This window comes from Nitratireductor sp. PBL-C9, assembly GCF_050877045.1.
Classification (GTDB): Bacteria; Pseudomonadota; Alphaproteobacteria; order Rhizobiales; family Rhizobiaceae; genus Nitratireductor; species Nitratireductor aquimarinus.
This window is the reverse complement of record NZ_JBPAXW010000001.1, coordinates 273,862-285,121: the sequence shown is the minus strand read 5'-3', so window position 1 is coordinate 285,121 and position 11,260 is coordinate 273,862. Positions and strand designations below refer to the sequence as shown.

Here is an 11,260-nt window from a genome sequence, read left to right as displayed (position 1 = left end):
TTGCCCGCTTATCCCTGATCGGCGCTTTGACGCTTCTTGGCGCGGCGCGCAAAGAAGATCAGCAGGAAGAACGCAAAGGCAAGCACCCCGGCCACGAGCAGCGAGAGATTGTGCATCCAGAATGCAGGATCAAGCAGCCGTTCCCATGTGAAGGGAGCATCGCCGCGCTGGCTTCCGTCTTCGTTGAGGTAAAGCGGTGCGCCTCGGCTGTTTACCGCTGCCAGGACGCCATCGTCTCCCAATACGGCGATATCGCCGCCGGCAAGCTGGAAAGGCGTTTCGAAGACAGGCGGCGTTCCGACACTCTGATAGCTGACGCCCGGCTCTTTGGAACCCGATACCGCCTGCACGACAGCGATCCGTTCGAGACCCGAAACATCATAGAATGTCTTGCCTTTGGCATCGGCAATTGAGACCCGGTCACCGGAGACCTTTACGGTATCGCGGGCGCCTTTGACGGGCGTGTCAAAGGCGAGATACGGCGTTTTCGGCTCGATCTCCGCGTCGCCTTCTTCAAAGCTCAGCGTCGCGCGGGATGGCGAGACCCCGACCGTGTCAGCGAGCTGAATGATTGTCGGCAGAGACCGGGTAGCATCAAGACGCCAGCTGGTCGGAACGAACAGGCTTGCATCGCCGGCGAGCCGCGCCGTCATTTCTGCGAAATTGCCGAGCTTTGGCGCGGATTTCAGGAAAACCCGGCTTTCCGGCAGCACCGCAGCCGGGAAAGGCTGGGGCGTTTCGCGGCATTCGTCACTTGCCGGCTGGCGTTGAATGCGCACCTGCATCGTGTTGCGGGGAAGGAGGGCGTAAGACGGGATGTCGACGGAGATTTTCTCCGCCTTCCCGTCGGCGGTGAGGCGCTTTGCGCCAAGAAGATAGTCGTTGATGAAGATCGAGGCCACGGGTGCCGTCGCCGTCGCGCCGGGAGCGGCTGCGACATAGACATCCATGCTGGCGGGAACCTTGCCCTCGGGCAGGCTGGTGCCAAGGTTGAATGACGTCGTCCAGTCGCCGCGTGCAACGACATCCAGATTTCCGGCCGCCTGATTGAGCGAGGCCAGAGCGATGCTGTCTGTGTCGGTGTCGGGCCTTGCGGCCGTGTCGAGAACAAGATGATCCGTGCTGGCGGTGCGACGCCAGAAACCGTCGAGCAGACCGGAGGCGGCGCGTGCGGCATCTGGCGCGACTGCGATCACGGGCCGACCGGTGAGCGTGGCAATCTCGATGCTTTTTGGCTCGCTCGCCATTGCAAGCGCGTTCTTGCGCACCACGAGGGTGTCGATTGCATCGACGGCTGCGGCGTCTGCCCGTTCGAGTTCTTCGGCGACCGCTTTGAGGGCGGTCGTCAGCCCGCCTGCCAGCATCTGGTCGGCAACCGCGATATGCGCGTGCAGCTGCGGTGCATCAAGCAGGATAAGGGCCCCGATTTCTGCGTCGCTCGACAGGGTGATGACACCGCCACCGGCAAGCGCTGCAAATGCGGGAACGCGCTTGAGAGCCGGGGGGATTTCGAGCCCGCTGACATCGAATTCGCTGCCGATTGTCGGAAGCGCTGCAACATCCACCGTCTTGCCGGCGCGCTCGAGCGTGACGCCCAGACGCCAGGCGGCATCGAAGCTCTCGCTTGCCAGCTCGTCGCTGGAAACCAGAAGCACCACACGCTGGGGCAGGGCGGACCAGGCATCTGCAATGGTTTTCACGTCGCCTGCATCATAGCTGTATTCCAGATGGGAATCCGGCGAGATCTGCAGCATGTTTCCGATGGGGCGGGCATCGTCGCAGAGAAACCGCCCCGTGGCCGAAGACCATGCGAGCCCCATCCGCACAAACCCGGACGGGCGCGGTGCCCCCTCAACATCGACGTTGATCTCGACGTCTCCCTGAGGCGCGGTTGGCGACTGGGCGGCCACGACCGTGCCATCGACTGCAAGCGTGTAGGTCGTCTGTCCGCCATCGGCGCGCAGATAGCGGCCGTCCACGACCAGGCGCGGCTCGGACAGCTCGATATTCGCGGGCACCGGCAGATAGATGTCGCGACGCGCATCGCTGGAACCGAGCACGACCGGTTCGGTGAGGCCAAGCGCCTTCAGGCTGACCCGCTCGCGGATCTCCGTTTGCTGCGAAAGCGCGGTGATCGCATCGGCGATTTCCGCAGCCTGCGCGGCATTGCCGCCATGCATGATGATCAGCCCGCACGCCCCGCTCAAAACGGAAGACAATATGGCGCTACGGCGAGATGAGACGGTCATGATTAACCCGTTTTCTGAAATTGGATGGGGATTGCGATCAGGCGGCGAATGCCGCGCTCGATCTGCCCGCCAGAGCGGCGGCGATGCGGGTTGAGGCATGCCCGTCCCCATAGGGATTGAGGATGCGCGCGAAGCTTGCGTAATGGGCCGCGTCATCGAGAAGCTGCTCGACCTCGCTGACAATCCGCGTTGTTCGGGCTCCGACCAACCGAACGCCGCCTGCAGCAACGGCTTCAGGGCGTTCAGTCACATCGCGCATGACCAGAACCGGCTTCCCGAGCGACGGGGCTTCTTCCTGCACACCGCCGGAATCGGTCAGGACAATGTCCGCCCTGTTCAGGAGATAGACGAAGGACAGATATTCCTGCGGGTCGATGAGCGAAATGTTCGGATTTTTTCCGAGCAACTCATGGACCGGATCGCTGACATTGGGGTTCAGATGCACCGGATAAACGATCTGCAGGTCGTCGCGCCGCGACAGGCTGGCCAGCGCCTTGCATATGTTCAGGAAACCATCACCGAAGCTCTCGCGGCGATGGCCCGTGACGAGGAGGAGTTTGCGCGAGGGATCCAGAAAGGAGAACCGGGCATCCAGCTGGGCCTTCAGCTCCGGCGTGGTCCTGATCCGCTCGACGGTTTCCATCAGGGCGTCGATGACCGTGTTGCCCGTGACAAGGATTTCACCGTTCAACCGCTCGGAGCGCAGATTGGCGGCGCTTGTGTCGGTCGGCGCGAATAATTTTGTTGCGAGGACATCGATCGTGCGCCGATTAAACTCCTCCGGCCACGGCTTTGACAGATCGTAGGTGCGCAAGCCAGCTTCCACATGTCCGACCGGAATGTTCCGATGGAACGCGGCCAGACTGGCGGCCATTGCGGTCGTGGTGTCGCCATGGGTCAGCACATAATCGGGCTTCTCATCGGCGAGAATGGCGTCCAGACCCTCGATTACCCTGCCTGAGAGACCGTTAAGCGTCTGGTTGGGTGTCATGACCGAAAGATCGTGATCCGGCTTGATGCCGAAAAGATCGAGAACCTGGTCGAGCATCTGGCGATGCTGTCCGGTCACGCAGGTAATTGGCTGAAGCCCGCTTTCGGCAGCCAGCGCCTTGATGACCGGAGCCATCTTGATCGCTTCCGGTCTCGTGCCGAAAACCGATAAAATTCTCATTGAAACAATGCCCTGAAGTATCTGATCAGAATCGTGGGAGGGGCGCCGGCATCGTGTCGTAAGACAGTCCGTCGGGCGCATCGGCAGCTTTTAAAACCGGTCTCACGTCTCATTGGAGACAGCCGGCTACTCTGGGGAAGCCAGTTTTAGGAGGGGCGATCCTGATGCTGCGGGCCCGCTTTCTGGCTTCTCCTGCAGCAAGACCCGGAAGCCATTAGCCGCGCAGGCAGCTGAAAGCCTTCGGAAACGTGCAGGCGACGCCGGACAGCGAGTTTGTGCGTTTTCATCAGAAACGAACCCTTTAAATGATTCCGATGTACGAATAAGTCGCCTAAGTATATAGGGTGAACTGGTAAGTTTGTCAGTCGCCTAAGTTTTTTTGTCGCACTATCTGCTGCAAGTTTCGGATTTTATCTGGACCCATGTCGATCTTTCACACCGTCGATTGCGCTGTTGCATCGATTTGCGGCGCTCAAAACAAGTCCCAACTCGTCTCCGCGCTTGGTGAGGGGATGGCGGCTCTTGGCTTTCAGAGCTTCAACCTGTCATGCAACAAGGCCGATGTGCGGGAGTTCATGACATCGCCGACGCTGACGAGCTGGACTTCGGAGGATCTGGATGCCTATCACAATGAGCACTGGAGTGCCCGAGATCCTCTGCTTGAACTGTCCGGGCAGCCCGGTCTGCGAAGGCTCTGGACACCAGACGACTGGGCGCGGGACGCGGATACGCGGGCATATGCGGAATATATCGACTTCTCTGGCATACGCAGCGGCGTGACCGCATCAGTGGGGGGCGCGACAGATACCGTGAGCGCCATCACTGCGCTGTCATTTTCAGATGTGATCGTGGACCCCGATGTTCCCCATGCGGTGGCCATTCTTGCGCAGACAGCGCTCACCCGGGCGGCCGTGCTCGGCGTTCCAAGCATCGGGCTGCCGGCCATGGCGCAGTCGCTGAAGGAACTCTCTGGCAAGCAGATAGAGATCCTCAAGTGGGCAAGTCAGGGAAAATCGAACCGCGACATCGCGACCATCATGGGGGCGTCGAAACGGACAATCGATTATCACATGTCCGAAATTCTGCGGAAGCTGGATGTCGCCAGCCGGGCGCAGGCGATCATCATTTTTTCCGGTCAGTGATCGTCAGAACCGTGGCGCGGACGCCACGGCAGTCGGATATCGCGCCAGAATGAACCGGCCCTTTAGAAGAGAGAGAAGTATTCCTTCTGCTCCCACTCTGAAACCGTCATCAGATAGCGGTTCCATTCCGCGCGCTTGATGTGGGCCAGATAGGCGACGAAATCCTCGCCGATGGCGCTTTTGTAGAAATCGGACTGTTCGAACCGCTCGATTGCCGCGATCAGGCTCTTGGGCAGGAACTGTGAATTGTTGTCATATGGACGCTCCACGGGAGCGGGGGCTTCAAGACCCCGCTCCAACCCGTCGAGCCCCGACAGGATCTGTGAAGCAAAATAGTAGTAGGGGTTGGCCGCCGGCTCCGCGACGCGGTTTTCGATGCGGCTTGCCCTGTCGCCCTGCGCGAAGAGGGCGCGGATCATCGCTCCCTTGTTGTCGCGGCCCCACTGCACGCGATCAGGCGCGAGCTGGAACGGCTGATAGCGCTTGTAGCCGTTGACCGTCGGCGTGGTCAGAAGGCAGCTCTCGGCCGCGTGTTCCAGAAGGCCCGCGATCCAGGCGCTTGCGGTGGGCGACAGGTCTTCGCCTTCACCCGGCATGAACATGTTGCGCCCGCTTGCGCGCTCGACCAGAGACTGGTGCAGATGCCAGCCGCTTGCCATTCCATTGTCCACTTTCGGGCGGCACATGAACGTGGCGTGCAGTCCCATGCGGGCGCAAACCTGTTTCACGGTGGAGCGGAACAGCATCATCGTGTCGGCATGGTTCATCGGCGTGTCCGGCTCGAAGGTGAACTCGAACTGGCTTGGACCGAACTCCGCCTCGACCGACCGGACCGGCATGCCGAGTTTCTGGCACGCACGGCGCAGTTCGTCGGCCACGGGCTCCAGCGCGTCGTAGCGGGACTCGGTCAGATACTGGTAGCCATGGGAGATAAGGCTCGTTTCCGGGGGCAGGGCAGGCATGCCGCCATCTGTGTGTTCCAGACGCGGGTCATCCACACGGAACACGTAGAACTCGACTTCCAGCCCGCAAACGAGGTCGAGACCGCGCTGGCCAAGACGACTGACGGCATCGCGCAGGATGCCACGCGGCGAATGGGGGAAGGGCCGCCCGTCCTTGTAATAGACATCGCATAAGAGCCAGCCGCTATGGGGCGACCAGGGAAGCTGGCGGAAGGTTTCAGGGTCGGGAACGATCATGACATCGCCGGCGCCGGTGAGTTCTCCCGCGCCATTGTTCTGGCTCTCCTCCCAGACGGAGAACACGGTGCGATGCGATGTGTCCTTCAGGAGAAGCGTCGACGTCATCGCCATGCCGTTGCGGAACAGGGAATCGACCTTGTCGGCAACAATGGTCTTGCCGCGCAGCACGCCATGCTGGTCGGCAAACGCCAGACGCACGGTCTCCAGCCCGCGCTCGCGGATGAGCGCCAGCACTTCGTCTGCGCGTTCAAACTGCTCGTCGCTCAAGAGGTTTTTCGCTGCGACGAGGCCGCTCTTGAGTTTGTCCAAATTGCCCGACATGCCTGTCTCTTCCCTCTGGTATGGCTGCTGCCGAATTGTTGGTCTTGTTGTGTGGCCTGCGGGCGGTTCTCTCGCCCACCGCTCTTTCAGGCTAGGATACGGCGGCTACGGCAACCGCCTTCATCAGCGGTGTGTCGATGTCTGCAGCCATACGCTGATCGATGCTCTGGCCTGCGGCGATCAGTTTGCGCGAGGCCATGTGATCGGCGGCCCGGTTCACCGAATAGGCCGCCACCAGACGGTCTCCCTCCATCTGCAATATGCTGAACGCGCCGCTTTCAGGATCTCCGCGAAGAAGCTCCGTCGTGCCAGGTCTCGGCAGGCCGGCCATCTGCACTTTCAGGTCATACTGATCGGTCCAGAACCATGGAACAGCGCCAAGCGGCGCATTGCCGCCGGCAATGTGCTCGGCGGCAGACTTTGCCTGATCGACAGCATTTTGCACGGATTCAAGCCGCATGGCCCCGTTCGCATAGGCGTTGTGGAAGGCTGCAACGTCGCCCAGCGCATAGATGTCGGGGGTGCTGGTCAGACCGTGCGCGTCTACCTCAATGCCGCCTGCAATGGTTTTGAGTTCGAGCGGCTCGATCAGCGCCATGTCCGCGATGCCGCCCACGCCCACAAGCACGAGATCGGCGGGAAGGGTGGTTCCGTCGCCAAGCTGAACGCCGCTCACCCTGCCGTCATCGGTGGTGGTGTAGCGCTCCGGCAGCGCGCCGTAGCGGAACATTGCGCCCTTCGCCGTGTGATAGCCGCCGATAAAGGCGCTCAGCCGTTCTGGCAACGCGCGTGTCAAAAGGCGTTCCTGCGCCTCCAGAACGACGACGGATTTGCCCTGCTTGACCGCAGTGGATGCAAATTCCAGTCCGATGAACCCGCCGCCGATGATGACGATGTTCTCTGCATCCTGCATGGAGCTGCGCAGGTGGCGTGCATCGGCGATGGAGCGGAGCGTGTGAATGCCGCGCGCCTCGGCACCGGGCAGGGGCAGGGTGCGCGCCTTTGAGCCGGTGGCGAGAACGAGCTTGCCGTAGTCGAGCCTGCCCGATGCGGTGACCACCTGTCGCGCATGAGGATCGATGCTCAGCGCCGGCTCGTTCAGGCGCAGGTCGATTCCCTGATCGCGATAGAAATCGGGGGCGCGCAGGAGCAGCTGCTCCTCATCCTTTTCGCCCGCAATATAGGCCTTCGAGAGGGGCGGGCGGTGATAGGGATAATCGCCTTCTGCGGAAAGCAGGACGATGCCCTCCTGCCAGCCCTTTTGCCTGAGCGATGCGGCGGCCTGTACGCCGGCGTGGGATGCGCCGACGATGATGACCGCGCTCAAAACTGGTTCTCCGGGATGATGAAGACGGCATCCTTGAGCTTTTCACTGACACGAAGCTGGCAGGAAAGCCGGCTGGTCGGTCGCCGCTCGGCGGAGGCCATGTCGAGCATGTCGTCTTCTTCCGAAGACATTTCGCCGACCGTGCCGTCCTCGAGATTGTCGCAATACACATGGCAGGTGGCGCAGATGCAGGCACCGCCGCACTCCGCTTCGATGCCGCCCACATTGTTCATTACCGCGGCTTCCATGACGCTTACGCCCGGGCGCGCCTGAACTTCAATCTGCTCGCCGCCGCTGGTTTCGAACTTGATGGTGATGGCTTCGCTCACGGTTGACCTCCGATTGGTCGAATAACGAACACAATATCATTTATCGACCAATTGATCACATGGATCATGGAAGCCTGTCAACAAATGCAGGAAGCAAAATGGTGAAATCATTGGGCGGGAGCGCAATCGACCCATTTCCGGAATTCCGCTAAAGCTCTTGATTGCGTGTTCTAATAGAATATAATCGCACAATGGATCGATTATCGACCAATTTGGCGATCGATCTGGAGGCCGCTAGCATTGATCCGGTCTGACTGGGTGGAGGCGAGCATGCGCTCGAGCAGTGGGATTTCAGCCAACGCGCGGAAGAGAAGGGAAGAGACACAGCCATGATGAGCCAAGAGCAGAACGATCTTATCACCAGGATCGGTCCTGACGCACCCGCTGGAAAGCTGATGCGCAAATACTGGCAGCCGGCAGCCCTGGTGGATGAACTGGAGGGCGACCGCCCCATCGTCCCCGTCAAGCTGCTTGGCGAAAACTTCGTGATGTTCCGCGACGAGCAGGGGCGCTACGGACTGGTGGATCGCGACTGTCCGCACCGCGGCGCGGATCTGGCGTTCGGCCGTCTGGAAAATGGCGGTCTTCGCTGCGCATTTCATGGCTGGCTGTTCGACGTTGAAGGCAATTGCCTGGAAACGCCGGCCGAGCCCGCCGCTTCGAACCTGTGCAAAAACATCAAGCAGCGCGCTTACCCGGTTGTTGAGAAGAGCGGCATCCTGTGGGCCTATCTCGGCGGTGACGAGCCTCCGGCATTCCCCGAGCTTGACTGTTTCGTGGCGCCCGGCACCCACACATTCGCCTTCAAGGGCCTGATCGAGTGCAACTGGCTGCAGGCGCTCGAAGTCGGCATCGATCCCGCGCACGCCTCCTTCCTGCATCGCTTCTTCGAGGATGAGGACACGTCGGAAGCTTACGGCAAGCAGTTCCGTGCCGCGTCCGCCGACAGCGATCTGCCGATGACGAAGATCCTGCGCGAATATGACCGCCCGATCATCAATGTGGAGCGCACCGAATATGGCCTGCGCCTGATCGCGCTGCGCGAGATCGACGAGGAACGCACGCATGTGCGCGTGACCAACCAGCTCTTCCCGCACGGCTTCGTCATTCCAATGAGCGGCGACATGACCATCACCCAGTGGCATGTGCCTGTCGATGACGAGACCTGCTACTGGTACGCGATCTTCACCAGCTATGGTGCGCCGGTCGACAAGAAGAAGATGCGCGAACAGCGCCTCGAGCTCTACGAGCTGCCGGACTATGTTTCGCGCCGCAACAAGTCCAACGATTATGGTTTTGATCCGCATGAGCAGGCGACCGAGACCTATACGGGCATGGGCCTCGACATCAATGTTCACGATCAGTGGGCGGTTGAATCGATGGGCCGCATTCAGGACCGCACCCGCGAGCATCTGGGGCAATCCGACAAGGCAATCGTTCAGTATCGCCGCCTGCTCAAGCAGGAAATCGAAAAGGCGGTCAATGGCGGCAAGCCGCTCCTGACGCTGGACGAAAAGCATGCCCGCAGCATTCAGGGTCCGGCCACGATGGACGGCATCGGCCCGACACGCGGCTGGGAGACCTACTGGATGGAGGTCGATGTGAAGCGCCGCCGCGCAGCACCCTGGGCCGCTCCCGTTCCAGAAGAACTGGCGGAGAAGGTGCCGCATGTCTCGGCAGCCGAGTAAGGCGCTTTACGCCACGCCGGATTGAACTCGACACACGAAAAGGCCCGCCTCAACAATGAGGCGGGCCTTTTTCAATGAACGATCATTTGGAAACGATCAGTCGCGCTTCGCGGCCAGCACTTCCACCTCGACGGTGAATTCGGGCTTTGTGAACCCGCTCACGATCATCAGTGTGGATGCGGGGTAGGGCGCAGGGAACAGGGCATTGCGCACATCCATATAGGGCGCCATGTGCTCGCGGCCCGTGACAAAGGCGCTGATGCGCACCACATCCTCGAAATCCATATCCGCGTCCTTAAGAAGCTTGCGGATATTGTCGAAGCATATGCGGGCCTGTTCGGCCGTATCGTCCGGGATCGTGCCGTCCGGGCGCATGCCAAGCTGGCCGGAGCACACGAGAAGACGCGCGCCTTCCGGCACCTGCATGGCATGGCTGTAATTGGAAAAGGGTGGCGGAAGATCACCGGGGTTCACGGGAATGGCCAAGCGTCTCTCCTTCTGACAGATGGGGCGGCCGCCATGATGCATGGCAAACCGCGAATGAAAACAGCCGCCCCGTTTCCGGGGCGGCATTTCTGGTCTCGACGAAAGCTACGGGTTATTTCAGGCCGATGCCCGGATCGATGAACCGGTTCGTCACGACGCTCTGCGGATCGAGGCCTTCCTTGGCGCGCTCATCCAGCCAGGGCTGAACGATGTCGAACATGACAGCCACGCGCTCCGTGTCGAAGTCGGCGATCGTGTCATTCGAGCCATTGCCCATGATGCCGCGCTCCTTGAGCGTCTTCCAGCCATATTCGAGCTTGTCCATGGACAGCTTCCACCAGGATGTGGCGTAGCCGCCCTGGGTGAACTCGTGGATGGTTTCCAGAACTTCGGCCGGGTCGTCCATGTAGTCGACGACCGCCTGCTGGATGATCGGCACGAGCTTTTCAAGGCAGGGTGCGAGTTCATCCATCCGGTTTTCCGCAACCGACAGCATGCCGCTGTAATTGGGATAGCCCAGTTCGCCGACGGTGACTGCGTCGATGGGCTTGCCCCAGTTGTTGCCGGTGGAGAATGCATAGGGTTCGCTGGTGACAAAGCCCTGGTTCAGCCAGGTGCCATTATTGGTGACGAAGTTCTCGCCGTCGCCACGGTAGCCCTCGACAAAGACGTCCTGGGAGACGCCGGACTGCAAGAGGTAGAGGCCGAAGGTGCGCTGAATGGTCGAGACGTAGATCATGCCCTTTCCGGACTCGCCGAAGGCAATGATGTCATCGATGCTGTGGAAGCCGTCCGGATAGGTCTCGCGGTCCCAGAACAGGCCCTGCGGGGCGATGTTGAGCGGCGCGACGACACCGACCACCGGGAAGCGCTCGGAGAAGATGAAGGCATTGTCCAGCTCCTGGTAACCCAGATGCGGACGCAGGCCGGCCTTGGAGTTGCCCATGTAGAGGGCCGAATAGGCGGTTTCGCCGTCACCAAGGCCCATGCCGCCGCCGCCCTCGAGAATGACGAGGTCGATGCCGGTGCTGCCCAGCGGGCCGGTGTAGCGGCCGCTTTCCATTTTACCGCCGCCACCGATCATCTGGTAGAGCGCACCGTGTTCGGCCTGGGCAAGCCAGTCCTTCTGCACGATGAAGGGATTGGGACACACATCGGCCAGCGGGGTGGTGTAGGCCTTCTTGGCGAAATCGCCCGGCTCCTGAGCCAGGGCCGGCTGCGCAATGGCGGGAAGCGCGGCCATCGCGGTTGCCAGCAAAGCAGTCTTCAAGCTTCTCATTTTCAGTTCCCTCATTGTTGTTGTGGGTCGAGAAGGCATCGGCTCGCGGCGGGAAACCAATGCCAG

At 61.0% G+C, this 11,260-nt stretch carries 9 protein-coding genes; 2 read left to right on the top strand and 7 right to left on the bottom strand.

All coding sequences use genetic code 11. The features are described from left to right. Positions 1 to 8: 8 nt before the first annotated feature. Both ACRTG1_RS01360 and wecB read right to left on the bottom strand, forming a co-directional pair. The gene (locus ACRTG1_RS01360; protein ID WP_432515603.1) at positions 9 to 2,249 is read right to left on the bottom strand and encodes a hypothetical protein; all 2,241 of its coding nucleotides are present in this window, start codon (positions 2,247 to 2,249) and stop codon (positions 9 to 11) included. Positions 2,250 to 2,286: 37 nt separating this feature from the next. Then, a complete protein-coding gene (wecB, locus tag ACRTG1_RS01355; protein ID WP_206544907.1) occupies positions 2,287 to 3,420 on the bottom strand; it encodes a non-hydrolyzing UDP-N-acetylglucosamine 2-epimerase in 1,134 nt (377 codons plus the stop codon). Between the two features lie 422 nt (positions 3,421 to 3,842). Between wecB and ACRTG1_RS01350 the strand changes: the two genes are divergently transcribed. Beyond that, positions 3,843 to 4,562 carry a helix-turn-helix transcriptional regulator gene (locus ACRTG1_RS01350; RefSeq protein ID WP_432515602.1) on the top strand — a complete coding sequence of 240 codons (720 nt, stop codon included), beginning with the start codon at positions 3,843 to 3,845 and terminating at the stop codon, positions 4,560 to 4,562. A 62-nt stretch (positions 4,563 to 4,624) separates the two neighbouring features. Here ACRTG1_RS01350 and ACRTG1_RS01345 read toward each other — a convergent pair whose 3' ends face one another. The 3 genes from ACRTG1_RS01345 to ACRTG1_RS01335 form a co-directional block, all read right to left on the bottom strand. Further along, positions 4,625 to 6,085, bottom strand: a complete 1,461-nt coding sequence (locus tag ACRTG1_RS01345; RefSeq protein ID WP_113156836.1) for a glutamine synthetase family protein — start codon at positions 6,083 to 6,085, stop codon at positions 4,625 to 4,627. A 91-nt stretch (positions 6,086 to 6,176) separates the two neighbouring features. Then, positions 6,177 to 7,412 carry an NAD(P)/FAD-dependent oxidoreductase gene (locus ACRTG1_RS01340; RefSeq protein WP_432515601.1) on the bottom strand — a complete coding sequence of 412 codons (1,236 nt, stop codon included), beginning with the start codon at positions 7,410 to 7,412 and terminating at the stop codon, positions 6,177 to 6,179. Continuing rightward, positions 7,409 to 7,729: a 2Fe-2S iron-sulfur cluster-binding protein gene (locus tag ACRTG1_RS01335; RefSeq protein ID WP_224873290.1), complete on the bottom strand. Its 321-nt coding sequence runs from the start codon at positions 7,727 to 7,729 to the stop codon at positions 7,409 to 7,411. The genes ACRTG1_RS01340 and ACRTG1_RS01335 overlap by 4 nt, the downstream gene beginning before the upstream one ends. 341 nt (positions 7,730 to 8,070) lie before the next feature. On the opposite strand from ACRTG1_RS01335, the gene ACRTG1_RS01330 reads away from it, so the two are divergent. Further along, a complete protein-coding gene (locus ACRTG1_RS01330) occupies positions 8,071 to 9,429 on the top strand; it encodes an aromatic ring-hydroxylating dioxygenase subunit alpha (RefSeq protein WP_206548571.1) in 1,359 nt (452 codons plus the stop codon). Between the two features lie 96 nt (positions 9,430 to 9,525). Here the strand turns inward: ACRTG1_RS01330 and ACRTG1_RS01325 are convergent, their stop codons facing one another. Both ACRTG1_RS01325 and ACRTG1_RS01320 read right to left on the bottom strand, forming a co-directional pair. After that, positions 9,526 to 9,957 carry a RidA family protein gene (locus ACRTG1_RS01325; protein WP_206548660.1) on the bottom strand — a complete coding sequence of 144 codons (432 nt, stop codon included), beginning with the start codon at positions 9,955 to 9,957 and terminating at the stop codon, positions 9,526 to 9,528. Positions 9,958 to 10,027: 70 nt separating this feature from the next. After that, positions 10,028 to 11,194, bottom strand: a complete 1,167-nt coding sequence (locus ACRTG1_RS01320) for a hypothetical protein (RefSeq protein ID WP_432515600.1) — start codon at positions 11,192 to 11,194, stop codon at positions 10,028 to 10,030. Positions 11,195 to 11,260 lie beyond the last annotated feature (66 nt).

Excerpts from the sequence above, each read along its gene's own strand:
- ACRTG1_RS01360 (WP_432515603.1), bottom strand. The coding sequence starts at position 2,249 with ATGACCGTCTCATCTCGCCGTAGCGCCATATTGTCTTCCGTTTTGAGC.
- wecB (WP_206544907.1), bottom strand. The coding sequence starts at position 3,420 with ATGAGAATTTTATCGGTTTTCGGCACGAGACCGGAAGCGATCAAGATG.
- ACRTG1_RS01350 (WP_432515602.1), top strand. The coding sequence starts at position 3,843 with ATGTCGATCTTTCACACCGTCGATTGCGCTGTTGCATCGATTTGCGGC.
- ACRTG1_RS01345 (WP_113156836.1), bottom strand. The coding sequence starts at position 6,085 with ATGTCGGGCAATTTGGACAAACTCAAGAGCGGCCTCGTCGCAGCGAAA.
- ACRTG1_RS01330 (WP_206548571.1), top strand. The coding sequence starts at position 8,071 with ATGATGAGCCAAGAGCAGAACGATCTTATCACCAGGATCGGTCCTGAC.
- ACRTG1_RS01325 (WP_206548660.1), bottom strand. The coding sequence starts at position 9,957 with ATGCATCATGGCGGCCGCCCCATCTGTCAGAAGGAGAGACGCTTGGCC.
- ACRTG1_RS01320 (WP_432515600.1), bottom strand. The coding sequence starts at position 11,194 with ATGAGAAGCTTGAAGACTGCTTTGCTGGCAACCGCGATGGCCGCGCTT.